Origin of the sequence: Shewanella sp. 10N.286.48.B5 (assembly GCF_002874355.2) — a bacterium.
In the GTDB taxonomy this organism is placed as follows: domain Bacteria; phylum Pseudomonadota; class Gammaproteobacteria; order Enterobacterales; family Shewanellaceae; genus Shewanella.
Map to the genome: position 1 here is coordinate 93,502 of NZ_MCVG02000001.1, position 22,949 is coordinate 116,450.

The following is a 22,949-nucleotide window of genomic DNA, read 5'->3' on the forward strand; positions in this document are numbered from 1 at the left end:
TTATTGCTGTAATTCAAGGAAGATATAATGAAAAAACGTATTGTTATTTGTGCCGATGGCACTTGGAACCGCCCAGAGAAAGACCTTAAAAAAGACTTTCCCACCAATGTGCTACGTATTGCCAGAGGCATTAAGCCCATTGCCGATGATGGAGTGGCGCAACAGGTGTTTTACGATTGGGGCGTCGGCTCATATTATGACTCAGTATCTGGTGGCATAACCGGCAGTGGTGTTCAAAAGAACATTATGGATTGTTATCGCTATATCGTGCAAAACTACCACGAAGGCGATGAAATATATCTGTTTGGTTTTAGCCGCGGCGCTTATACCGTGCGCAGTTTATGCGGCTTAATTAATAACTGCGGCATTCTAAAGCGCCCCGATGCCAATCAAATTCAAGCGGCGTTTGAGCACTATAAATCCAAATCAAAACCTTATAAGCCTGATGGCGCAAAATCCATCGCTTTTCGTGAGCAATACAGTTACCCATCAAGGCAGGTCAAATTTGTTGGGGTGTGGGATACCGTCGGCGCCATGGGAATTCCATTCTCATTTTTAGGCTTATTTGAAGATAAAGATGAGTTTTACGACACTAAGCTTGGGCGTAATGTTAGCGTAGCGCGCCATGCTTTGGCCATTGATGAAGTGCGTGACGACTTTAGACCCACCATTTGGCAGCCTCGCAGCAACATGAATATTCAACAAGTGTGGTTTGCAGGGGTGCACAGTAATATAGGCGGCAGTTATAAGCCTGATGATGATCAGAGCTGTTTATCGGATATCGCGCTTAAATGGATGATGCAACAAGCCAGTGAATTTGACTTAGCATTTGAGACCCATTTGCATGACAGTTTGCGCCCTAATCCTATGGCGACCAAGCATAAGTCTAAAAAGCATGTGTATCGTATTCGTGGTGAATATCATCGCCCGCTAACTGACTGCGAGAAACCTATTTGGATACATCAATCAGTGAAACAAAGATGGGATGCTGACATGAAATATAGACCTAAAAACTTACAAGCTTACATCGATACTCACGGTTGGCCTGATACACTCATTGAGTAGCTCATTGACTGAGTTGTTTGAAGTAATAGTCGGTTGCAGATAGAGTCTGGGATAGCATTGACCCAATAACCCCAGTGTAATTTTTCAAAGGAAAAGCATGTTGTCACGAATTTCCATCAGTATCTTTTTTATCATCACCACTGTGGTAAGTCCTTTTTTAGACGCTAAGACAAAAGAAGCCGAACCCGCTAAACGTATCATAGCGCTTTCGCCCCACGCGGTTGAAATGCTCTATGCCATCGGTGCTGGCGAGTCTATTGTTGCCACTACTGATCATACTGATTTTCCAGAGGCAGCAAAGTCTATTCCCAGTATCGGTGGTTACTACGGTATTCAAATTGAGCGAGTGTTAGAGCTAAACCCTGACTTAATCGTGGTGTGGAATAGCGGCAATAAAATGGACGATATCACCCAGCTAACTCAGCTAGGCTTTAAGGTGTTTAATAGCGATCCTAAAAGCCTTGATGATGTAGCCAATGAATTAGAACAATTGGGTGAGCTTACGGGTAATCAAGATAAAGCGGCTAAAGTCGCAGCAAACTATCGTCAGCAGCTAACGGATATCCGCGCTGAAAATCAATTAAAGTCGCCAGTAAAAGTGTTTTACCAGTTGTGGTCAACGCCGTTAATGACAGTATCTAAAGGCAGTTGGATAGAGCATATTATCGAAGCTTGTCATGGTGAAAATGTTTTTATCGATGCAGCCAGTGAATACCCGCAAGTAAGCGTTGAGAATGTATTGCTCACCATGGCAGAAGTGATTTTACAAAGCCAAGATGAGGGCAACGTTATTGGTGTTGATTGGTCACAGTGGCCAGAATTACCCGCAGTTAAAAATCAGCATATCTATCAACTCAATGCTGATGTACTGCATCGCGCCTCCCCACGGGCTATTTTAGGTGTTGAAGCCTTGTGTGGTGCATTGGATAAAGTGCGTCAGCCCTAAAGCGGCTTGAATTAAGCAGTTCAATATAGATTGCCCAAAAGTGTCCGCGCGGACACTTTTTTTGTTTTCGGACACTTCTCATTTTAATGCGGACACTTTACAGGGGGGGCGCGGACACTTTCGATTGTTGGTCGTATAATTAAAATATCTTAAGTATCTAATTAATATCATTATTTAATTTATGGCACAGCCTGTGCTATATCCAATGCAATATGATTGATAAATGCAGCATTGAGCGCATTCTAGGATTAATGATGATTAAAGATACCAGCAGACAAGATAAGGTTATTCAGCCAAAGCTAACCAATAAGCTAAAAATGCCATTAGTGATTGGTACCCTTGGCTTGTTGATGAGTGCGTTGGTGTGGGCAAGCTTAGGACATGACAATAATATTCGCTCAATTGATGCAACTGACTTAAGGCTAGCAACACTGACTCGCGGCACTTTGGTTCTTGATATTGCCACCACCGGGAAAATCGTAGCTGCTAATGCACCTGTTTTATATAGCACTGAACAAGGTGTGGTGACTATGCTGAGCCAACCTGGCGATATCGTTGAACTTGGTCAAGTGGTTGCTCAAATAGAAAGCCCTAAGTTACAAAATTCTTATGAGCAGCAGCAATCATTGTATGGGGCAATGGAAAGTAATTTAGAACGGGCCAAGTTAGATGCTCGCCGAGAACAACTCAGAGTTAGCCAAGTGTTAGACATGGCCAAAGTGGACTTAGAGGCGGCAGATCGTGAAAGTCGCCGCGGCGATCAACTGATTGAAAGCCGTTTGATTAGTCGAATCGATTTTGAAAAGGGTAAGGATGATCTGCATAAAGCAAAATTGCTGCATCAACATGCCATTGCCGAAGTTGACTTAATGGGCGATACCTTAGCATTTGAGCTTAAAAATCGTGCCGAAGAAGTGTCTAGACAATTAGTCGTTGATGATAATCATGCCATTTGTAGCGCTCTGACATTAATGTTGGATATTCATGGCTATAAATCATTAAGCTGCGAAACCCCAGAGCAAGCTTTACAGATTGTGGCAGAGCAAGATATCAGCTTGGTTATTCAGGATATGAACTTCACCCAGGACACCACCTCTGGTGAAGAAGGCCGCCAGTTGTTTTATACCTTACGGGAACAACAACCCAATATACCTATCATCTTAATGACCGCCTGGACTCAGCTAGAAACCGCGGTTGAGCTGGTTAAAGCTGGGGCTGCTGATTACATGGGTAAACCTTGGGATGATGCCAAGTTGCTCAATAGCATCAGCAACTTACTGTCGATTTATCACCTATCAAAACAGAATAATCAATTGTCTCGGGTTGATTCTGAACGCATGAGCGCCATCAAAGACGCTGATTTATGCGGTATGGTGTTTGGCAGCGGCGCCATGCAACGTTGCATTGACTTAGCACTGCAAGTGGCGCGCTCTGATGTGTCGGTGATGATCACCGGGCCCAATGGCGCAGGTAAAGATAAAATAGCTGACATTATTCAAGCCAATTCATTGTTAAAAGATAAGCCGTTTATCAAAGTGAACATTGGCGCCTTACCAATGGAGTTATTAGAAGCAGAGCTGTTTGGCGCCGAAGCAGGGGCTTTTACTGGCGCTAATAAAGTACGCATTGGCCGCTTTGAGGCCGCTGATGGTGGTACCTTATTTTTAGATGAAATTGGTAACTTGCCTTTATCTGGGCAAGTGAAGTTATTGCGGGTTTTACAAACGGGTGAGTTTGAGCGCTTAGGCAGTCATCAAACCCGTAAAGTCAATGTACGTGTCGTTAGTGCCACCAATGCCGACTTAGGCCAAGACATTGCCAATGGTCAGTTTAGAGAAGATTTATTTTATCGCTTAAATGTTATTGAACTAGCGTTAGCGCCGCTTAATCAGCGCATTGATGACATATTACCCTTAGCGAGTTTCTTTGTCGGGGAGACATTTAGTTTTGATAAACAGGCGCAGCAAGCGCTGTTAAATCATCCTTGGTCGGGCAATGTACGTGAGCTTGAAAATGTCTGTAAAAGGGCGGTATTACTGGCTAAATCATCACAACTAAGCTGTGCTGATTTAGGGTTGTCAATGTTGCAAACGCTGACAGAGCAGAATGCACTAACAAAGACTTCATCGCACAACGTACCTCTTACTAAAGAGTTTCCTACTCAAGACCACACAGTTACGTCGACAAACACCACTGTAGAGCCTGATAAGCAACAAATTGAACAAGCGTTAGTGGCGCACAGTGGGGTTATTTCCAGAGTCGCTAAAGCACTGGGGTTAAGCCGCCAAGCACTGTATCGGCGGATGGAAAAGTATGGCTTGTCAGTGAATAAGTAATTTTGCTCAGCAACGTGGTTATGGAAAACCAGTATGAAAATCAACTTAGAGAACAAACCTTAAATGAGCCTACGGAACAAACTGGTACTGTCAAATTTAGTCTGCACCTTAGTGTCGTTGTTGCTGGCTTACGGTCTGTGGCAATGGCTTGGGGATGAGTCAGTATGGGTCGCGGTGGTTGTGAGCTTGGGCCTGTGTTTTCTCATCAGTATGTACCTGACTCGTCAACTGGGCGAAAGCTTACAAGCATTAGAAGTCGGCTTACTCAACTTTAAAGATAATGAATTTAGTGTGTCATTACCTGAATATGCTGAGCCGCAACTGAATGAACTGGCTGGTTTATACAATCAAGCCTCGGCCAAGCTGCGAAAAGAGCGGCAGTTTATTTATCAGCGTGAATTAATGCTCGATAAAGTGATACAAAACTCGCCTAACATCATGTTGCTGGTGGATGATAATCAGCGAATTATTTATGCTAACGATGCTGCCAGACACTTATTTAATCAGGGGATTAGAATTGAAGGCATGTTGCTTTCAGAGCTGATTGCAGTGTTACCAAGCGCGTTAAAGCAGGCATTAGAGAGTGAACATGAAGGCTTGTTTTCCATTGATGCCAATGGCGAAGGGTTAAGTGACGATAGCGCGGGTGAAATCGAAACATGGCATATCTCCCGTGGGCAATTTAATCAAAATAATCAACGTCACCATTTAATTTTACTTAAACAATTAACCAAAGAACTTAATCGCCAAGAAGTAGCGGTGTGGAAAAAAGTCATCCGCATTATCAGTCATGAGTTGAATAACTCTGTGGCGCCTATTGCTTCAATGGTCAATTCTGGCAGAGTACTCACTAAAGATTTTGATAACGAAAGATTAGCGCTGATATTCGATACCATCGAAAATCGTACCGCCCATTTAAGCCAGTTTATTTCCCATTATGCCCAATTTGCTAAATTACCCTTACCGAAAAAGGCGCCAGTTAATTGGGATAATTTAATCGAGCAGCTAGCCCAGCAGTATCGGTTCAGTTTAACTTCAGCATTGCCGCAACAAACCATTGCCTTAGACTGTGTGCAATTAGAGCAAGTGTTAATCAATCTGCTTAAAAATGCCCAAGAATCTGGGGCTGATAAAGATGGGGTCACGGTGGCGTTTCTAGAGGTCAGTCATCCGCTAGTTGGGGTGGTGATCACCATTGAAGATAACGGTTTAGGTATGTCTAGCGAGGTGTTATCTCAAGCCTTATTACCGTTTTATTCAACTAAACAATCGGGCACAGGCATTGGTTTGCCCTTATGCCACGAAATAGTTGAAGCTCATGGTGGCCATATCACCATGCAAAATCGTAAAGAGAAAGGCTTAAGCGTTAAATTGTGGCTGCCAAATGAGTAGTCGTACTTAGTTAATAACGGTAAGAATAAAGAAAGCCCAATAGATAGTCTCTATTGGGCTTTTTTGAAGTGTTAATCATAGTATTAATAACAATATCACTGTTTAAGCGAGTGATGATTGTTATTGATAAGTGCTACGTATAAGAGCTGTTTATAAATACTCAACTTCCAATGAAATCAACATCGCATCATCATCTTCAGAGGTGAACTCGGCTTTTAATACAAAGTCATCACTTTCGACATTAATGATCTCATACCATGCACTGGCTTGATCGCTAAAGTGTGCCAACATAGCTTCACGGGTGGCTGGGATATTAATGGATTTTAAATAAGCCATAAACTGCTCATCAGACTCAATAGGGTAGTTAATACTCTCAGAGAGTTTTACTTTTTGAATGACATTATTGTAATGCTTAACCTGCACATTTTTTGACAGTAAACTCCAAACGCCGTTGTTTGAAAATTGAATAACATTAGGCACAAAACGGTTAACTAGCGCATCGAGCGTGCTGGGTTGATTGTTCTCAGTAGGTAAAAGTACTTCAGTTAACTTTTGGCTATTGAGCTCCGAAAATAATATCTCATCATTATCACGGCTGTATTTTCTTGATTTAAAGGTGAAACCTGTGAGCAGTAATTCAGGCTCATCGCTGGTGATAGAAGAAAACTCATCAAACTCTAACGTCAGTAAGTTTTTATGATTGGAGACGATATATTCTTCAGTACTGGTTTGCTTTAAATAATCAAGCTTATTGCGCACTTGCAGTACTTCATCACGGTATCCGGCTTTATCATCAATCAGCCAGTTATTATCAAACCTTTCGTTGTAGCTAATTAAATTTTTGCCATTGTAGTTAAGTAATGAGCGATCTTTATAGGATATTTGCTGAATTTTATTGTTGTCGATAATAAACCACAGCTCGCGGCCATATAGCCATGCTTGGGATTGATCTTTTAGGGTAAATAAAGCGCTGGCAGGACCTAGTAATTCAATCAGACGTTGGATTGAATCATCAATGCTAACCCCGTAGGCGCTAGATAGAGTCACATTAGTTGAAGGAAAGCTTGCTTCTCTTGCAAGGCTAGATAATTCTTTTTCTGACAGTATTGTAATCGCAGGGCTAATTTGTGACTGCGCTAAAGTGACTTGTGGCGCAGTGGTCGTTTTGGGTTTAGCTGTAATGCGATTGGTCGTTGCTGCTGTTGAAACCTTAGTGGCTGGCGCCGGTTTTTTAAAGCTAATGGGTTTACGACTAAGTTGATTATAAGCAGTTTTCACCGAAGATAACCGGTCATCTTCGTCGCAAAAATCAATTAAGTCAGCAGTGATAATAATTTTATTGGCTTCAATTAAATTAGTAATAATGACGGCATCGACCCGCTTTTGTTTGGCTTTTTTCTGGATCAGGCGAAAGCTGGTTTCTATTAATTTATCATTTGAGCTATTTTTAAGGGTATTTTCCACATAGATGCCATCGATCACTGTTGGCGTGCACACAGGCAGATGATCGAGTATCGGTGGTAACGATTTAGCTGAAACTTGTAAACTGACAAAGAGTAAAATGAGAACCAGTAATCTGTTCATAATTTAGCGCTTCCTTGTGGGTGTTTTTATTATTATCCATCACGAAATAAACGTCATTACATACACGATGGTTAAAAGTAACTAATCAATTAGCCTTCTTTTTCATGAGGTTATTTTTGTCACTCCAATTCATTATCAGCTGGAGCACAAGCTCTAACTTAACAATTCATTAACAAAGGTGTCAAAAGATTTTTAGGAATAAGTAGTTAAAAAATGTGCATAAAAACAACTGTTGTTGTTTAATAATGATACAGCTAGGGTGGCGAGTATTAGAGTCGTAATCTGCCAATGGTTTATCTATTTATTAGCAATGACTGACAAACCCTGAACGCGTGAAGGGTTGCGATCGTGACAGTGGCACAAATTGCAGTGAACAGAGCACTCAGCTAAAGCTTTGATCTAAAGCTTTGATCTAAAGCTTTGAGCTAAAGCTTTGATCTAAAGCTTTGAGCTAAAGAATTTAGCTAAAGTATAACTTATCGATATTGTGCATAAAATGGTTAGATTTATGCTGTCAGTAGGCTGGGGTTCATTGCTGGAGGATTACCTTTAGTAACCTCAATCAGGGCGCTGTATCAGTTGCATTGGTGAAGCTGTTACTAGGCTGTTATGACTGACAGCTAATTTAACCAAGGTGTGTTTCTGATTTTAAAGGCTTAATAATGAATCACTTTGTTTAAAATAAATTCTGATGACTGTGCATAAGTTAGTAGTAACGGTTTTACAGGGTGGAATGGTCCATGGGTAATCAATTATTTATAAAACATTAGCTGAATAAAACATTGGGCTTAAAAAGTAATTAATGATTTACTAGTAATTAATGACCTTAACTTACTCGGGCAGCTTTTATGCAAACGTTACTGATTTGTCTGTTTATCACAATCTTATTACCCTATTTAGCCAAGGGGCCAGTTGCTGTGGCAATGGCAAAACTCGGCGGTTATGACAATGCACATCCGCGGGCACAGCAAGCAAAGTTAACCGGTTTTGGCGCAAGAGCACTAGCAGGGCATCAAAACGCCTTTGAATCTTTGATCGTTTTTGGTTTATGCAGTTTAACCGCGATCGCAACTGATAATGTTAATGCTACTGTTTCGACGTTAGCTATGGTGCATGTGGTTGCTAGAGTGAGCTATCACTTGCTGTACTTAAAGGGCTTATCAACTATGCGCTCACTGGCTTGGTTTGTGGCAATTTTCTGTTCATTTGGCATTTTTTGGCAAGCTTTTTAAGCTTGGAAAATTTTAAACTTCTTTAATCGATATAAACCTTTCTACAATTTACCTTTAAGGTCAAATACTGGCATTGTAAAAATTTCATCATATAATTCTTATACCTATTGCTATCAATTGGGTTTATTAGAGGCGCTGCTATGTATACCGAGCAATTAATGATGTTAATCGCCGTATTTGAACGGGCAGCCTTAATGCTGATGCTGCTGTTTTTGCTCACTCGCACCCGCAGCTTTCAAAAAATCATCACCAAACCAAATCGAAAACCGATTGAGATGGCGATGATGTCGCTGTTATTTACTTTATTTGCGGTTATGAGCACCTACACCGGCATTGAGGTCGATGGCTCCTTGGTTAATGTGCGTATTATTGCAGTGTTATCTGGCGGTATCCTTTTTGGCCCTTGGGTGGGGATCCCAGCAGGTATCATCTCAGGGCTGCATCGTTACTTAATTGATCTTGATGGCGCGACTTCAACCGCCTGTTTAATATCGAGTATTTTTGCAGGCTTTCTGGCAAGTTGGATACATGTCGGTGTCGATAAAAAACACTATACCTGGTATGGCATTTTAGCGGGGGTTATCTGCGAGGTGCTGACCATGGTGCTGATTGTGGTGTTTTCAGATGATTATGAGCAGGCAATGGTGATTGTGCGTCACATTGGTTTGCCGATGATATTGGGCACTGTGTCCATCGGGCTGATTATCAAGTTAGTGCAAGATATTGACGATGAAAAAGATTGGATTGCTGCGCAGCAGGCAAAATTGGCCTTAGATATTGCCAATAAAACCTTACCTTATTTTCGTCAAAATGATCGTCAGTCGTTAATTGCGGTTTGCCAGATCATCCGCCTTGATACGCAAGCGGATGTGGTGGCGATAACTGATACCACCTCAGTACTGGCTTATGTGGGTATAGGTCAAGAAAACTACCTAGAGCCCCACAATAAAATTAACGAGATGACCGAGCAAGCCGTTGCCACAGGCAAACAAATTATTAGCAATAACCTTGATGCCCATGACTTTCATTCATTGTTAATCATTCCATTAATGGAGAACAATGTCGTTACTGGTACCTTAAAAATATTTTACCGTGAGCCTTATCAAATTAAGTCTTCACTGCGGGAAATGGCGGTGGGATTATCGCAGCTGATTTCTACCCAAATGGAAGTGTCGCGCATCGAACAGTTAAAAACCATGGCCTCAAAAGCAGAGTTTTCGGCGCTGCAAAGTAAAATTAATCCGCATTTTTTATTTAACGCCCTCAATGCTATCTCTACGTTAATACGTATTCGGCCTCAGCAAGCTCGAGAATTGATCGCCAAACTAGCGGATTTTTTGCGCTTTAATTTAGATCACACTGATGAGCTGATAGATATCCAAGAAGAGCTGCAACAGGTGCGGGATTATGCCGCGATTGAGCAGGCGAGATTTGGGCCTAAATTAACCGTCAGCTTTGATATTGATGATGTACACACTTGTGTGCCAAGCTTACTGATACAGCCGCTGGTGGAAAATGCCATTTTACATGGCATTCAGCCTGCGTCTTATCCTGGTGAGGTGCTGATTACGGTTAAAAAGCAGCAAGATGATCGGGTGAAAATTACCATTCGTGATACTGGGGTAGGCATCGATCCGGCTTTGATTGATAAGTTGCACCAAGGAACCATAGACAGCACGAGCATCGGCTTGATGAATGTACACCAAAGGTTAAAGCTACTCTATGGTGCTGGCTTAGAGATTACTGCATTGACAAAAGGCACTGAGATGTCTTTTTTCATTCATTAGAAGACTATAGGGGGAGCTATGTTAAAAGCCTTGATTGTAGAAGATGAATACCTAGCACGAGAAGAGCTGATTTATTTGATCGCAACCCATAGTCAGATTGAAGTGGTAGCGACCTTCGATGATGGTCTTGAAGCTTTTAAATACCTGCAAAGCAATAAAGTGGATGTGATATTTCTTGATATTAATATTCCATCCATTGACGGTATGTTATTGGCGAGAAACATTCATCAATTTTCTGAAAAGCCGCATATCGTGTTTGTGACTGCCTATAAAGAGCACGCCGCAGATGCCTTTGAGTTAGAAGCATTTGATTATTTGCTCAAGCCTTTTAATGAGCAGCGGGCTATTGGGGTGTTGCAAAAACTTGAGCAAGCTCAAAAACACCTACCAGCGGCAGATATCAATGTCGAGTCTTTGCCAGTGAATACCGACAAGCCCAAGCCTAAGGCCAGCAGCCTTAATCAGACTATTAATTTAACCCAAAATAACCGCATTGTGGTCAGCTATATTAATGATATTTATTATGCGGTTGCCAACGAAAAAATCACTGAGGTATATACTCGCGAAGGGGTGTTTCATGTGCCTTATACCATTACTGATTTGATGGAACGTTTACCGAGCGAATCGTTTTTTCGCTGCCATCGATCCTATTGCATTAATATCGATAAAATTCGTGAGATCATCCCTTGGACCAATAGCACCTATCTGTTAAAACTGCGCGATATTGACGGTGAAGTGCTGGTGAGTCGCAGTAACATAAAAACCTTTCGAGCACTGATGAACTTATAACCGCTGCTGTCATTGGCTAGCTAACGAACTATTCAACACCGCCTACCCATAAAGACGACTCAAAAAACGATACAACCACCCTTGCTACTGCAGATAAGCTCACTCAGCATTTAACCCCCATAAATGCATTTCATGCCGATATATTGCATTTGATGCCGCTATTTTACAGCTCATGTTTTAGTTAATTCAGACTCTTGTCTTCCTCTCAAAAAGCCGTATTTTGACCACCATATTGTTAAATTAATCATTAATTATTGCTGTGGAGAGTGACACTATGTCAGCACAAATATCAAACCGAGCGCGTATTATGACGCTTATTGGTACCATTTTGGCGCAGTTCGCCTTGGGTTCGGTATACACATGGAGCTTATTCAATGCCCCGTTAGCTGAGAAACTGTCGCTTCCAGTGAGTAATGTGGCGTTTACTTTCGGTATTTTAAGTTTATCACTAGCCGTGGCTTCGTCAGTGTCAGGCAAGTTACAAGAGCGCTTTGGGGTTCGTAATGTCACCATTGGTGCTGGGCTATTAATCGGCGCGAGCTTATTTCTTACTGCGCATGCAGATAGCCTATTAATGCTATATGTATGTGGCGGCCTGTTAGTGGGTTTTGCTGATGGTACCGGTTACCTAATGAGCCTATCTAACTGCGTTAAATTATTCCCTGAACGTAAAGGTTTAGTGTCTGCTTGTGCTATTGGTGCTTATGGCCTTGGCAGTTTAGGCTTTAAATACATCAACATGTATATGCTGACCCATTCAGGTTTGGCGATGACATTTGATACATGGGCTGTGATTGCCATGGTGCTAGTCATTGCGGGTGGATTAATGATGAAAGATGCCCCCCTTCAAGAAGTCTCAACCGCAGAAAACAGCGTTGCAAACAGAGACTTTACACTGGCGCAAGCAATGAAATCATCACAGTTTTGGGTACTAGCATTAATCTTTTTAACCATCTGTATGAGTGGCTTATACGTGATTGGTGTGGCAAAAGACATTGGCGAAGGTTATGTACATTTAAGTATGGCAACAGCAGCATCTGCAGTGGCAGTGATTGCGGTGGCTAACCTTTCAGGTCGTTTAGTTCTTGGTGTGTTATCTGACAAAATGGATCGCATGAAAGTCATCAGCATTGCGCTTATTGTATGTTTAGCGGGTGTCGGTTCACTGTTATTTGTTCACTTAAATGCGTGGAGCTTTTACTTAGCCGTTGCCTGTATCGCCTTTAGTTTTGGTGGCACCATTACTGTGTTCCCATCGCTAGTGAGTGACTTCTTTGGCCTTAACAACTTAACCAAAATTTATGGCTTTATTTATCTTGGCTTTGGTATCGGCAGCATCATTGGCTCTATTGTCGCTTCGTTATTTGGTGGCTTTGTTCCGACTTTCTACTTAATGCTAGGACTTATCGTATTATCAACCGTCATCTCTTTCATGGTGAAGTTACCAGAAAACAAGCCTTCTTTAGCCATGGCTAGCTAGTTTTAATTACGCTATTGGGCCAAGAGGTCTGAATATTGCGTTAAGCTTTTTTCGTTCCAACCTCCTTTTCGCCGCAGCAATGCGGCGTTTTTTTATCTGAACTTAAACAGGTCAGCTTAAGTCTTTGAAAAAGTAGTGCACTTTAACTCGCCAAGCTGCTTTCTCATGTTTAGATTGGTGTTATTGGGGTATGATTCATTATTAATCAAAGGCCCTCAATGAGTATTAACCAATCCTCCTATGAATGAAGATATCACCATTGCACTGCCTTCGCTTATTCATCGCATCGGTGGCAGCGCCGCCAAGCAGGCTAAAGATATGGCTACGCAATATGGTTGTGAGCTTAAGCGAGTGCGTCGTTCTCGCAATTGGCAACTCGTGGGAGATGCCATTAATATTCAGTCTTTTGCCGCACAGTTATCAGGGCAAACTAATAATGAGTTTGCCTACCTGATTAAAAAGCTAAACATCGCACTGCTTGAACATAGTGACAAGTTAGAACCATTAGCCGTAAAACTGGTGCGCCTGCTCACTGAACGCCCGAGTACCACCTTAGCTGAGTTGATACAAAGCACCGGCTGCACAGAGGCTGAAGCCAGAGTGGCTCGTTTTGAGGCTGACTCTTAGTGATGATGCTTTAAGGTGTTATAAGCAGGGCAATGTTGCTGTTTAGATGAAGTATTACAATTTGAATTGGCTTCCATGCCAAGCTCACGAGTTCTCGGAATAAAGAGTCTCGATGACCTCAATTCAAATTGAGTCTTTTAGACTTTTAATGTTATAGATTTCTAACGTTAGCTCTTTTATTGCCACGAATGCAGTCAAATCGAAGAGATAATAACCCCTGTGTAGATGCAGCAGCGAGCTTCTGACTGCCAAGGATGGCGGGAACAGTCATTATTTGTCGGGAACAAATATGACCAAAACAGGCATTTGTTGTGGCAAAGTTTATGGGCCTTTTGACTTATATAAAGAGTGCAGCGTCTCGCAGTTGTATCTGCACATAAGGTCGCTGTTTCACATCTAACTCATAGGGATATGGGTTAGATGTCATTATGATGTAGGGAACATCATTGACTATGTGATCGCGACATTCGTATATTCTATATAGCACCTGCGGCAGGCAATAGATTAAACTGAAGTAATGGACTACTGAAAAAGAGCCAATATAAACGAAGTATAAAGTTGGTGGCTGTAACGCATTTATGCCCCGATATGTGTTTGAAATGGATATCTCTCGAGGTTTAGTCATTTGTATTTACCCTCAATAATCTAATATCACCTTCAATAGAGTGGCCAAATTCGCTATACCACTACACTTTTTCTAATCGATTATGACCGCCTTACTTGTCGTCCAAATGACTGGTTACCTATACAGGTATAACTGATTTTCTTCAAATTGAGATAATTCTGACGCCAAAGGATGCGTAAAATGAGCTTTTTACGCATCGATAATTTTGTAACATTCTAGAAAACCCATACATATCAGTCTACTGCGAAATTTTTTAAAGTGTTGTATAGACCTCGTAAACAAAGATGCATTCTTTTTCCGGCAGTATTTTGAGCATTATTTACGTATTCGCGAAAATATTCGATTTACAACAATAACTTAGCGATGGTATCTTTGAAGTTTGAATTGAGCAGCCTGGAACATTATTGTGCTGCTATTGAATAAGCTGTTATATGCAATGGAAGCTATGAAGAAACGATATCTAAATTTCGATGATTTAGAGCAATTTGATCAAGAATTTTTTATTAATGATTCTTGGTGTAATTACTGCGATGAAGCTGATCTAGGAATCATCGAGCCTAAGATTTATATTTTAGATGAAAAGCAATACCTTGAAGGTAATTGTAAAGTTTGTGGTAAAAAACAAACTACTGAAATTGTCGTCACATATTTAAATGATTAAGCTTTAAGGTGATGGAATTGCATATAACAAGCGCCTTAACTCCGACAATGTTAAGTTGTCATGGTTTTGGCAAACAACGCAAAAAGCCATGCCAACACATTGCGTGTTAGGCGGGCGTTATGAGTAATTATGGATTTAACTTCTGTTCTAGTATTAACAACTTATTTTTCATGCTTTGTACCTCCATCGTATGTCTTACTTAAGAGAGTTGGAGTAACTGCACAGCTACTGCGCCGTGCAATAATGTTTGGATTTACTTTAGCTTTTTTACAGGTGCTATTGCCTTTAGGCTTATTATTTGTAAGTTATGATTATGGTCCTTATTTAGGTATACCCTTTAGCTTAATATTTTCATACCTTTATGTAAGGCATGTTGTTCGGCTAAAATGGTTTCAAAACGTTCTGGTTATATTGTTATTACCAGTTATAGCAGGTTTAATATCAACACCATTTATGTATGCATTTTATTTTATACAACACTCATAACAAGGCAAAGCAAAAAGGACGCGCTAAAGCGCGCCTTTGTTTGCGGCGTTAGAAGTTAAAGGAGTAGCAGGCATTGGAGACGAAGTATAAATATTACAATTATGAAGATAGTTTTGATCGACTAGATGAAATATTAGATGAATCAGATACATCATTTCCAGAAGTAGATGAAATACCTGCTAGAGATAAATTAACTTATAAAAATGGCTTTTATGTAAATTGCTCAGCGTTTTTTGTAGATATAAGAGATTCTTCAGAATTACCAAACAAACATAAAAGACCTACTCTCGCTAAAATATACAGAAGCTATATTTCAGAAGTAGTGGCAATAATGAATGGGAACACAGACTGCTCAGAAATTAGAATTGAGGGAGATTGCGTCAGTGGAATTTATAACACGCCAAAGCAATATCAAATCGATAGTATGTTTTCCGACGCAGCAAAAATTAACTCACTAATAAAAGTTCTAAATCATAAATTTCAAAAAAGAAATATTACTGAAATTGAAGTAGGTATTGGCATGGATTATGGGCGAGCACTTATGATCAAGTCGGGATATAAAGGTAGTGGCCTTAATGAAGTTGTATGGATGGGGGATGTTGTAAATAGTGCATCCAACCTATGTTCCAATGCCAATAAAGGTTGGGACAATAAAGTTATTTTTGCATCAAATGTTATCTATTCAAACCTAAATGATCACAATAAAGATCTACTTTCTAAAAATTATAATCATGACTGTTACCATGGTAACGTCATAAATAATGATATGGAAAAATGGTATGACGAAAACTGTAAAACTCAATCATCTACATCTGGTGGTCTTTGGTGATTGATACATTAAAAGATACGCTTTCAAAGGTTAATGAGTGGATAAAGTTTGCAGAGGCAAAAAATGCTGCAAATGTCGCTTTTTGCTCTGCGGGTATTTTTGCAGTCGCTAGAATGAGCTTAGGTGCAGAATCATTGAATAAATTTCTCTTAATTTATTTAGTTGTGGTTCTTATACTATTGGTTATCTCCTCCGCTTTATCATTACTTTCATTTATACCGCAGCTAAAAACTCCATGGGTACATATTGGTAATAGAGATAAAGATGATAATTTGTTGTACTTTGGCCATGCTTGCAAATATTCAGCTAGTACATACTTAGATAAACTTCATTCAGGCAAAGCACAAAAATCTGAAAACTATGATCTTGAGTTACTTTATTCAGGGCAGATAGTTATAAACTCGCGTGTAGCATTGGTAAAATTCAAACAATTTGATTTAGCAATTCTATTTACTCTTACAGCGATACTTTCTCCTATAGGAGCACTATTGGTTTATAAACTAAGAAAGTAACTTCTAACAGATAAGGATAGGCCGCGCGTAGCCGCGTCCTTATCTGTAGTGGCCAATTGAAATTGGCCACAGGTTTAGAGCTTATCCATACTTTGGGTAATCTGAAATGCCATGATTACCCAAAGTCCTAACACGAAAATGTCCAAAAGTGATTTAGGCGCTTAAATAATACTTGCCTACAAACTTCTCTAATACAAAAAAAAGCAGCTAACCACGGTTAGCTGCTTTTTAAAATTCTTTAATTCTTATGTGTATTCAGAAGAATAAGTTTCTGAATAAGTATGAGAATACAGTTCAAATAGGTTTCCAAATGGGTCTTCTAGATAGACCATTTTGTAAGGCTTATTATCATCTTCTGGATGATAGCGCATGATGTCCATTCTGACTTTACCGCCGAATTTTTCAACTCGCTCGATAACGCCTTCAAAGTCATCTGTTTCTAACGAGTAATGGAAGATACCGATTTTAGTGAAGTCGACATGATGTCTTTCTTCGCGGTCTTTCATTTCAAATAACTCAAAGCCGATGCCATCAGAAGTGACGAGGTGGGCGATGTTAAAACCTTTAAAACCATCACCAAATACCGCAATACACATTCTACCAATGGCAGTTTGTTTTTCTTCGATGACTGCTGAATTGCCCATGACAATTTCAAGACCTAATGCTTGGGTATAAAACTCGACGGCTTTATCCATGTCACCAACCATAATACCTACATGACTCATTTTCATAATAATCTCGCCTTATACGTTAATTGCTAAGTTGTTGCTTGTTCGTTTTGATGGAAGAAGTATAGGGCGAAGTAATGATTTAATAAAATTATCAAACTTTATAAAGATAATAATATTTTGTTATTAAATGTATAGTTGGATCTAGTGCATGCTTGGGTCAATTGTATGGTTGGAGCCGAAAGAGATTTGCTGAAGCGGTTCGTGGTTAAGGCTTAGCACCTTTCGCCAGTCATCAGCTAACTGGCTTTAAAGGAGGTTTTGAATATAAAAGTAGATTACTGAGCTTTCATTGAGCGCCAAAATAATTCAAAGCTTGCTTGGCGCTGACTTGGGTCGTTGCCCCATTGTGGGTTGTCAGTAAAATAGCGAATAGCGGCAAGGTATTGGCCGTGACAGTTTTCAAGCATTAGCGCAACAGGAAAATCAGCAATAATCTTTTGTTGCTGGCCTTTACTAATAAGCTGAACAACAAAATGCAAAATACCGTTCATGGCTTGATCGCGGATTGCGGCATCAATGTCGTTGGACATAGAAAATTGTAAAAAGAAACGCTGCTTAATCGGGTGTTTTAAGGCCCAATCAATCGCTTGTTGCCAAAGGTGTTCAGCATCAGTTTTTAAGTCTTCACCAGCATTGTCAAAGGTGGATAATGCTTGAGTAATGTCATCAGCAAACTCTTGTTTAATTGAAACAAATAAATGATTGAGCAAATCATCTTTACTGGGAAAGTGATGAAACAATGTCCCGGTGGCAACTGCGGCATTTTTGGCGATTGATGCGGTTGATGTGCCATGAAACCCTTGCTCAACAAATAGCTGTAAAGCGCTATCGAGTATCGCTTGTTTCTTGTCTACTTTAGGTTTTTTGTTGGCTACAGTTTGGGTCATATGCTGTTCGTATTTTCAATGAGCTATTTATTAATGAGTTATTAAGGGACGGTTTATGAATGAGCAATCTATCCATAAGCTGTCTATTAATGAGCTATTAATTACAAAGCGGTTAATAAAAAGGCCGATTATCAATCGGGATTTTGAGCGTGCGAGTTTAGCACCAAGGCGATAATCGCACACTCAATTATTGGCACTTATCCAACGCGTTAGCGCAGGAAAAACTTCATCAACAAGGCTTGGATTTTAGTGCCATAAGGCGGGTGCACAAATAAACCTGAATTGAACTTGCCGCTTTTTAACACCGTTTTCGCATGGCTAAAAGTCAAAAAGCCTTCTTTACCGTGATAATGGCCCATACCTGATGGGCCAATGCCGCCAAACGGGGCGTCATCGGCTGCCACATGGAAGATAGTTTCGTTAATACATACGCCGCCAGAGTGAGTTTGTTGGATAATATTTTGCTGGGTTTGACTGTTAAAACTCATGATATAAAGCGCTAATGGGCGTTCATTGTTATTGATATATTCAATGGCTTCATCAAGGTCTTTATACCCGATTATCGGCAGTAATGGCCCGAAGATTTCTTGTTGCATAATGGCCATATCTGCACTGACATTGGTCACTAGCTGTGTTGGTAATTTACGTATTTCGCTATCAATGTTGAACTCAGTCGCTGGGTGAATGGTCGCGCCTTTTTGTTTGGCGTCATCAAGTACCGCGAGTAAGCGACTGTATTGGCGCTGGTTAATCACATTGCCATAGTCTTCATTACTGGCAAAATCTGGGTACATGTTATTAAAACGAGTTTTGTAGGCACTGATTAGCGCATCGATTTTGTCTTCTGGACATAAAATATAATCGGGTGCGACGCAGATTTGGCCTGCATTTAAACACTTACCGTAAATAAGGCGCTCAACAGCAGTATCGATATCAATATCAGGCGCTACAATGACTGGTGACTTACCGCCTAGCTCAAGAGTCACTGGGGTGAGGTTATCAGCAGCTGCGCGCATGACATGGCGGCCCACTGTTGTAGAACCTGTAAATAATAGGTGGTCAAAGGGTAGGGCTGAGAATTGCGCGGCAACATCGGCTTCGCCTTCCACTACGGCCACTTCATCTTGGCTAAATATCTCTGCTAATAAGCTAATTAATACTTGGTTGGTGGCTGGGGTAAATTCTGACATTTTAAGCATGGCGCGATTACCTGCTGCAATGGCGGTAATTAACGGGCCAACAGCCAGCATGACTGGGAAATTCCACGGCACGATTATGCCAACAACGCCAAGGGGTTGGTAATGCACTGTGACCGAAGAAGGGGACAGTAATAACCCGGCATGGCGTTTATTGGGTTTCATCCATGATTTTAGATGTTTCAGACTGTAGTTGATGTTATTCACACAAGGCATGATGTCTGAAATCATGGTGTCATTGGCTGAGCGATGGCCATAATCTGTGGCTAATGCACTAACAAATTGCTCACTATAACTGAGCAACCCGGCTTTGAGTTTATTGAGTTTATCAACTCTGGATTGGTAACTAGGCGCAGGCATTGACTGATAGGCTTGGCGTTGCTGCTGAAGTAATTGTTGTAATGGACTTTGCTGAACATTGTTAGCGGCCATATTCATAAAGCGCTCCTAGAGTGATATTGATACTGACATCATTTCAATAAATTAAAAAACCGACTGATTAGTCGGTTTAGTATGTGCTGAGTTAGGTCTAATTGCAAGCCTTTGGATTCTTGAGCTGGGTCAAGGTGGTTTTTTACTATTTGCACTACACTTTAATTAGGAGGATATTTAAGTAGTTTGTATCTGAAACTATCATGTTAACGATGGTTATTTTTTATAACTATGGTCATGATTACAGTGATGATGCTTATGGAAAAGTGACTGAAATTGTTCATACTTTTAGTTTACTTTATACCGCTAGCTATATTTACTTAAATAAGTGGGATAAGTTTGTTTAATGCTAAAGCTCACTTATTTTATCTACAGGAGGAACTCACATGCGTTCACGTTCAATATTATGGCCAACAGATTTTTCTGAAACGGCATCCCATGCGCTGCGATATGCCATTGAAATGGCCAATTTATATGAAGTGGGTATTCGTATTTTACATGTGGTTTCTCAGCCCCTTGGTGACGAGAACTACATGATTTTGGCTATTACTCCTGAGGAACTCGCTAAAAGCATGGAAGAGGCTGCAGCCACCAAAATGCAAAATTTACTTGCTGATTTAAATACTGACTTGAAGGTCGAAACCGTAATTAGGCGTGGTGATGCCATTGAAGAAATTGTCGATGAGGCCAACAAAGGCGACATTGGTATGGTGGTGATTGCCAGCCATGGACGCAGTGGTCTAGCGCATTTTCTGCACAGTAATGTTGCTGAAGAGGTGGCTAATCAGGCCAGTTGTCCTGTGCTAGTAGTTAAGTAGCGCTAGTTAACAAGTGCTAACTAGCGCTAACTCGCATTGGTTGATCATTTAGTGCCCGCTATTAGTTATTCTTCATTAGCCAATATGCCATTAAGATAAGCGTTTATATCCAATTACGGTAATCTTGCTTAATGGTTTGCATGGCTTTTTCGGCAATGAATAAGGCGTCTTTTTCAGCGATATAGGGCAGAGTTAAGCTGCCGCTAGCTAGGCCAATTTCGATATAGGCATGACCGCTGCGTTGTTGCCCTTTTGTTTGGGTGATAGATACGTGCTGTATTTTTTCATAAGGGATCCGTTTCCAATGATGGCCAAATAAGCCGCTATGTTGCCATAACACTTCATCTTCAATCACATAGCCCCACTGCTTGTACCGCAAAAATGTTAGTCCCATAACCGCAGTAGCAATCAATAAAGCCACTTCAGAGATCGGATTTAAGCCGGTAAAGATTAAAATTAATAGCGCTGGAATGTACATTAACAAGCCGCGTCTTAAAAACCATGCCAAAGCAATAGCTTGGTATCGCGCTGGGATATTAGTTGTCCCGCCTGCTAATTGCGGTATTTGCGCCAATATTGCAGCAATCTCTGCAGTTTTAACGCTGGGCAGTAACATATGCTCAGTAGTTTTTTGCTCAACCTCTTGGCCTTTAACCTGCTTAAAATACAGTGTCCATAAGCCTAATAATTTAGCTAAAAATGGCTGACTAAAGTGCACTAGCTGCACTCGGCGAATAGCTAATGCGTCTTGCTGGTGGGAGATCACCCCGCCGCTGCGCTGCAGGGTTTGTTGCTGTTTATCTAATGTATATGGATGATATTTAAGTACTGCCGCCACAATAGAAATTATCGAAAACAGGCAATACACCAACAACAATGTCAGCATAATGGCAATGGCTTGTAGAGCAATACTTGGGCCGCTATAGCTGACAACAGCGCTCCAAAATTGTTGAATAATAGGAAGCTCTACTATCTGCTCCCATTTAATTTGTCCCATTATGGGCCCAGCTATCACTGCAAACCAAATCAAATTATTCTGATAAAAACCAAATTGAATTAGCTGCTTTAAATTACGCACCACAATCGTGTTGTGGGTTTTATTGCTAGGTGTGTTAACACTATCGGCAGTGTTTTTAGTGCTGATTTCATCGATAGCGTCATTAGTTGCAAGCTGCTGGGGAGCGAGTTGCAGTAATTGCTGTTTAAGCTTACTGGCTTGGGCTGCATCTAGCGCCGATAAATGCGCTTCGTCATCTTTTGAGCCTGCAGTTTCAACGATTAAGGTGCCGAGCTTAAATGGCTTGAAATAAAACGGCTGGCTGTAACGAATATTTTGAATTTTGTTGAGTGGGATTTCATCTTTACGGGTAAAAAACAGCCCACGTTTAATATTGAGTTGTTGCCCTGAAAGCTTAAAGCGGTAGGTTCGCCATTGAACAAATGAAAATATAGTCAGTAAAAGTATTGCTACAACAAAGCCGAGTAGACCCATTTGTAAATCAAAACCACTCTGCCAACCGGCATACACCACAGGAATGATGGCGTAACCATTAGATAAAATGGCTTTTGCGCTGCCAAAAATAAAGCTTAGCATTGACCAAGGAGACAGCGATTGCCATTGGGTTAAGGCATTGACATTTTTGTCAGCTGTAGTGGATTTTGAGCTTGACGTTGAAGTCGCTTTTTTTGCTTGTGATGAAGGATTCTCAGAGGTTTGCAGTGAAGAATGCGCTACTGAAATCTTGTTATCTTTTTGAGGCTCATTTGGCTGGTTACTCATCAGCGGCCTCTTTTGTTAGCGGCTTTTCAGTGTTTATTGCAGGGCTTATATTTGAGCTTGTATCTGAACTTATATCAGAGCCTATATTAGAGCTTATGTCGGAGCCTAAATTAGAGCTTATATTAGAGCTTGTATCTGAGCTTATGCCAGAGCCTATATTAGAGCTTATGTCAGAGCTTATATCTGAGGAGAGCGGTTGTTGATGATAAGAGGCTTTATTCAGTAAGTGCTGCCTTAACTTTTCTGCCAAGGTAAAGCTCAGTCCCGGGAGGAAAATCTCTGCCGCGCCACTGCCAGCACTGAAGCACTTTATGGTGGCTAAGTTGAAGCGCCTTTGCAATGGGTTTTGCGACAAACTCACGTGCTGCAAGCGGCTATAAGGTAAAGCTGTGGTCTTTATCCACCATAAGCCTTGGCGTATTAATATTTCATGTTCAAGTACGCCGTAGCGCAACTTTTTAGCCGCCAAAAAGCGGATCAATGTCAGCACGACTCCGGCAATCAATACTCCACTAATGATGAGGTATTCATTACGCCCTAAGGCTTGGTTTAATGTCATGACGACAACTAACGCGGCTAATATTAACAGTAACAGCCCAATGCTTTGGCTGAATATTTGCTTCGGGTAGTTTTTATCTACCTTGGTTAATGTCACTTCTGTATAGCTCTGCCACTTTGCCTCAGCTATGAGCAGTTTTTCTGAGGTGCTAGCTACTGTCACATCTGATTCTGGTGTGGCCGACATATATAAATC

General features: G+C 40.8%; 20 protein-coding genes. 14 read left to right on the plus strand and 6 right to left on the minus strand.

Translation table 11 applies throughout. The features are described 5' to 3' along the window. Nucleotides 1-27: 27 nt before the first annotated feature. The 4 genes from BCU57_RS00450 (at nucleotide 28) to BCU57_RS00465 (ending at nucleotide 5,739) form a co-directional block, all read left to right on the plus strand. Nucleotides 28-1,065, plus strand: coding sequence for a DUF2235 domain-containing protein (locus tag BCU57_RS00450; protein WP_102438640.1), 1,038 nt, complete (start codon nucleotides 28-30; stop codon nucleotides 1,063-1,065). A 97-nt stretch (nucleotides 1,066-1,162) separates the two neighbouring features. Next, nucleotides 1,163-2,011, plus strand: coding sequence for a cobalamin-binding protein (locus tag BCU57_RS00455; protein ID WP_102438638.1), 849 nt, complete (start codon nucleotides 1,163-1,165; stop codon nucleotides 2,009-2,011). 869 nt (nucleotides 2,012-2,880) lie between these two features. Next, on the plus strand, nucleotides 2,881-4,347 hold the full coding sequence (locus BCU57_RS00460; protein WP_413211442.1) for a sigma-54-dependent transcriptional regulator: 1,467 nt from the start codon (nucleotides 2,881-2,883) through the stop codon (nucleotides 4,345-4,347). A gap of 63 nt (nucleotides 4,348-4,410) precedes the next feature. Beyond that, the gene (locus BCU57_RS00465; protein ID WP_102438636.1) at nucleotides 4,411-5,739 is read left to right on the plus strand and encodes a sensor histidine kinase; all 1,329 of its coding nucleotides are present in this window, start codon (nucleotides 4,411-4,413) and stop codon (nucleotides 5,737-5,739) included. A gap of 150 nt (nucleotides 5,740-5,889) precedes the next feature. Here BCU57_RS00465 and BCU57_RS00470 read toward each other — a convergent pair whose 3' ends face one another. Then, on the minus strand, nucleotides 5,890-7,323 hold the full coding sequence (locus tag BCU57_RS00470) for a hypothetical protein (protein WP_102438634.1): 1,434 nt from the start codon (nucleotides 7,321-7,323) through the stop codon (nucleotides 5,890-5,892). 848 nt (nucleotides 7,324-8,171) lie between these two features. On the opposite strand from BCU57_RS00470, the gene BCU57_RS00475 reads away from it, so the two are divergent. The 9 genes from BCU57_RS00475 to BCU57_RS00515 all read left to right on the plus strand — a co-directional run bounded on the left by BCU57_RS00475 (nucleotide 8,172) and on the right by BCU57_RS00515 (nucleotide 16,351). Next, nucleotides 8,172-8,555 (plus strand): MAPEG family protein, encoded by a 384-nt coding sequence (locus BCU57_RS00475; protein WP_102438632.1) that lies wholly within the window; start codon nucleotides 8,172-8,174, stop codon nucleotides 8,553-8,555. 140 nt (nucleotides 8,556-8,695) lie between these two features. Then, on the plus strand, nucleotides 8,696-10,342 hold the full coding sequence (locus BCU57_RS00480) for a LytS/YhcK type 5TM receptor domain-containing protein (RefSeq protein WP_198589937.1): 1,647 nt from the start codon (nucleotides 8,696-8,698) through the stop codon (nucleotides 10,340-10,342). 18 nt (nucleotides 10,343-10,360) lie between these two features. After that, entirely contained in the window at nucleotides 10,361-11,131 is a 771-nt protein-coding gene (locus tag BCU57_RS00485; RefSeq protein WP_102438631.1) for a LytR/AlgR family response regulator transcription factor, read from the plus strand. Nucleotides 11,132-11,405: 274 nt separating this feature from the next. Next, nucleotides 11,406-12,611 (plus strand): OFA family MFS transporter, encoded by a 1,206-nt coding sequence (locus BCU57_RS00490; RefSeq protein ID WP_102438629.1) that lies wholly within the window; start codon nucleotides 11,406-11,408, stop codon nucleotides 12,609-12,611. Between the two features lie 240 nt (nucleotides 12,612-12,851). Further along, nucleotides 12,852-13,238, plus strand: coding sequence for a ribosome recycling factor family protein (locus BCU57_RS00495; RefSeq protein ID WP_102438627.1), 387 nt, complete (start codon nucleotides 12,852-12,854; stop codon nucleotides 13,236-13,238). 1,061 nt (nucleotides 13,239-14,299) lie between these two features. Further along, the gene (locus BCU57_RS00500) at nucleotides 14,300-14,524 is read left to right on the plus strand and encodes a hypothetical protein (protein ID WP_133149365.1); all 225 of its coding nucleotides are present in this window, start codon (nucleotides 14,300-14,302) and stop codon (nucleotides 14,522-14,524) included. A gap of 129 nt (nucleotides 14,525-14,653) precedes the next feature. Beyond that, nucleotides 14,654-15,010, plus strand: coding sequence for a hypothetical protein (locus BCU57_RS00505; RefSeq protein WP_133149364.1), 357 nt, complete (start codon nucleotides 14,654-14,656; stop codon nucleotides 15,008-15,010). Between the two features lie 73 nt (nucleotides 15,011-15,083). Further along, on the plus strand, nucleotides 15,084-15,839 hold the full coding sequence (locus BCU57_RS00510; protein ID WP_102437979.1) for an adenylate/guanylate cyclase domain-containing protein: 756 nt from the start codon (nucleotides 15,084-15,086) through the stop codon (nucleotides 15,837-15,839). After that, complete coding sequence (locus BCU57_RS00515) at nucleotides 15,836-16,351, plus strand: Pycsar system effector family protein (protein ID WP_241903505.1); 516 nt, start codon at nucleotides 15,836-15,838, stop codon at nucleotides 16,349-16,351. Before BCU57_RS00510 ends, BCU57_RS00515 begins: the two co-directional genes overlap by 4 nt. 245 nt (nucleotides 16,352-16,596) lie before the next feature. Here the strand turns inward: BCU57_RS00515 and BCU57_RS00520 are convergent, their stop codons facing one another. The 3 genes from BCU57_RS00520 to BCU57_RS00530 all read right to left on the minus strand — a co-directional run bounded on the left by BCU57_RS00520 (nucleotide 16,597) and on the right by BCU57_RS00530 (nucleotide 19,603). Then, complete coding sequence (locus BCU57_RS00520; RefSeq protein ID WP_102437976.1) at nucleotides 16,597-17,082, minus strand: VOC family protein; 486 nt, start codon at nucleotides 17,080-17,082, stop codon at nucleotides 16,597-16,599. A gap of 275 nt (nucleotides 17,083-17,357) precedes the next feature. Further along, a complete protein-coding gene (locus BCU57_RS00525) occupies nucleotides 17,358-17,969 on the minus strand; it encodes a TetR/AcrR family transcriptional regulator (RefSeq protein WP_102437974.1) in 612 nt (203 codons plus the stop codon). A gap of 209 nt (nucleotides 17,970-18,178) precedes the next feature. Further along, the gene (locus BCU57_RS00530; protein WP_102437972.1) at nucleotides 18,179-19,603 is read right to left on the minus strand and encodes a coniferyl aldehyde dehydrogenase; all 1,425 of its coding nucleotides are present in this window, start codon (nucleotides 19,601-19,603) and stop codon (nucleotides 18,179-18,181) included. A gap of 380 nt (nucleotides 19,604-19,983) precedes the next feature. On the opposite strand from BCU57_RS00530, the gene BCU57_RS00535 reads away from it, so the two are divergent. Then, nucleotides 19,984-20,415, plus strand: a complete 432-nt coding sequence (locus BCU57_RS00535; RefSeq protein WP_102437970.1) for a universal stress protein — start codon at nucleotides 19,984-19,986, stop codon at nucleotides 20,413-20,415. A 103-nt stretch (nucleotides 20,416-20,518) separates the two neighbouring features. On the opposite strand, the gene BCU57_RS00540 is transcribed toward BCU57_RS00535, so the two are convergent. Beyond that, nucleotides 20,519-22,195, minus strand: a complete 1,677-nt coding sequence (locus BCU57_RS00540; RefSeq protein ID WP_102437969.1) for a PH domain-containing protein — start codon at nucleotides 22,193-22,195, stop codon at nucleotides 20,519-20,521. Further along, a complete protein-coding gene (locus BCU57_RS00545; protein ID WP_102437968.1) occupies nucleotides 22,188-22,940 on the minus strand; it encodes a PH domain-containing protein in 753 nt (250 codons plus the stop codon). Before BCU57_RS00545 ends, BCU57_RS00540 begins: the two co-directional genes overlap by 8 nt. Nucleotides 22,941-22,949 lie beyond the last annotated feature (9 nt).

What these genes read in the sequence shown, in the direction of transcription:
- BCU57_RS00450 (WP_102438640.1), top strand. Translation starts at nt 28, where the DNA reads ATGAAAAAACGTATTGTTATTTGTGCCGATGGCACTTGGAACCGCCCA.
- BCU57_RS00455 (WP_102438638.1), top strand. Translation starts at nt 1,163, where the DNA reads ATGTTGTCACGAATTTCCATCAGTATCTTTTTTATCATCACCACTGTG.
- BCU57_RS00460 (WP_413211442.1), top strand. Translation starts at nt 2,881, where the DNA reads ATGGGCGATACCTTAGCATTTGAGCTTAAAAATCGTGCCGAAGAAGTG.
- BCU57_RS00465 (WP_102438636.1), top strand. Translation starts at nt 4,411, where the DNA reads ATGAGCCTACGGAACAAACTGGTACTGTCAAATTTAGTCTGCACCTTA.
- BCU57_RS00470 (WP_102438634.1), bottom strand. Translation starts at nt 7,323, where the DNA reads ATGAACAGATTACTGGTTCTCATTTTACTCTTTGTCAGTTTACAAGTT.
- BCU57_RS00475 (WP_102438632.1), top strand. Translation starts at nt 8,172, where the DNA reads ATGCAAACGTTACTGATTTGTCTGTTTATCACAATCTTATTACCCTAT.
- BCU57_RS00480 (WP_198589937.1), top strand. Translation starts at nt 8,696, where the DNA reads ATGTATACCGAGCAATTAATGATGTTAATCGCCGTATTTGAACGGGCA.
- BCU57_RS00485 (WP_102438631.1), top strand. Translation starts at nt 10,361, where the DNA reads ATGTTAAAAGCCTTGATTGTAGAAGATGAATACCTAGCACGAGAAGAG.
- BCU57_RS00490 (WP_102438629.1), top strand. Translation starts at nt 11,406, where the DNA reads ATGTCAGCACAAATATCAAACCGAGCGCGTATTATGACGCTTATTGGT.
- BCU57_RS00495 (WP_102438627.1), top strand. Translation starts at nt 12,852, where the DNA reads ATGAATGAAGATATCACCATTGCACTGCCTTCGCTTATTCATCGCATC.
- BCU57_RS00500 (WP_133149365.1), top strand. Translation starts at nt 14,300, where the DNA reads ATGGAAGCTATGAAGAAACGATATCTAAATTTCGATGATTTAGAGCAA.
- BCU57_RS00505 (WP_133149364.1), top strand. Translation starts at nt 14,654, where the DNA reads ATGGATTTAACTTCTGTTCTAGTATTAACAACTTATTTTTCATGCTTT.
- BCU57_RS00520 (WP_102437976.1), bottom strand. Translation starts at nt 17,082, where the DNA reads ATGAAAATGAGTCATGTAGGTATTATGGTTGGTGACATGGATAAAGCC.
- BCU57_RS00525 (WP_102437974.1), bottom strand. Translation starts at nt 17,969, where the DNA reads ATGACCCAAACTGTAGCCAACAAAAAACCTAAAGTAGACAAGAAACAA.
- BCU57_RS00530 (WP_102437972.1), bottom strand. Translation starts at nt 19,603, where the DNA reads ATGAATATGGCCGCTAACAATGTTCAGCAAAGTCCATTACAACAATTA.
- BCU57_RS00535 (WP_102437970.1), top strand. Translation starts at nt 19,984, where the DNA reads ATGCGTTCACGTTCAATATTATGGCCAACAGATTTTTCTGAAACGGCA.
- BCU57_RS00540 (WP_102437969.1), bottom strand. Translation starts at nt 22,195, where the DNA reads ATGAGTAACCAGCCAAATGAGCCTCAAAAAGATAACAAGATTTCAGTA.
- BCU57_RS00545 (WP_102437968.1), bottom strand. Translation starts at nt 22,940, where the DNA reads ATGTCGGCCACACCAGAATCAGATGTGACAGTAGCTAGCACCTCAGAA.